This window comes from Mycobacterium sp. UM_WGJ, from assembly GCF_000455125.1.
Classification (GTDB): domain Bacteria; phylum Actinomycetota; class Actinomycetes; order Mycobacteriales; family Mycobacteriaceae; genus Mycobacterium.
Genome location: NZ_AUWR01000111.1, coordinates 1 through 640, shown reverse-complemented (window position 1 = coordinate 640; position 640 = coordinate 1). Strand labels below are relative to the sequence as shown.

1 pseudogene is annotated in these 640 nt (G+C 63.9%); it reads right to left on the bottom strand.

Going from position 1 to position 640, the window contains the following annotated elements:
- Positions 1 to 353: 353 nt before the first annotated feature.
- Positions 354 to 640 (bottom strand): annotated as a pseudogene (locus N416_RS24100) (hypothetical protein); the annotation flags it as partial.

Below are 640 nucleotides of genomic sequence, written 5' to 3'. Positions count from 1 at the left end.
GATCACGTAGTAGAACTCATCGGGGTGCCAGCCGTAGTTCATGGCGAAGGCCCCGTGGACGACCGCGGCCACGGCGACCACCACGGCTACCGGCATGAGGGTTCGTCGATTCACCGACGGGGCAGGCGATCCGCCCACCAGCGAAGACGTCGTACCAGTCACCGGCACTCCATTGTCATGTTGGACTCAAACCGGAGCATCGTAACAAGTAGTTGACACCTGTCTACTTTTAGCTCGCCAGAACCAACAGGACCGCACACATGGGCTTTCTTTCGAGGTGGCCGGCCGAGTGCCTCCCCGGCGGATCAGGACGGAACATCGGAGCTGTGGCGCATCCGCGGCCACATCTTGGCTCAGCTGCCCCGCGGTTGCTCACACAGGTAGATGTGGGCTCCGTGCAACCCGTTGTGCACACCACCGGGGATCGTGATCGACGCCAGGTAGTGACGTGCTCCCAATACTGCGTGAGCTTGCGGACCGGGAATCGCCCGACACACAGCGCCGTGGCTGCGTCGCCGGCCGGCGGGCCCCCATAGGGCGTAATTGCTGTCGCCGCTGACTACCGGACGACTGACACCCGCTGACGGCCAGCCATGTGCGGCGTTCCAGATCAGATTGGGGTCCGCCAGCGTGATCGCCG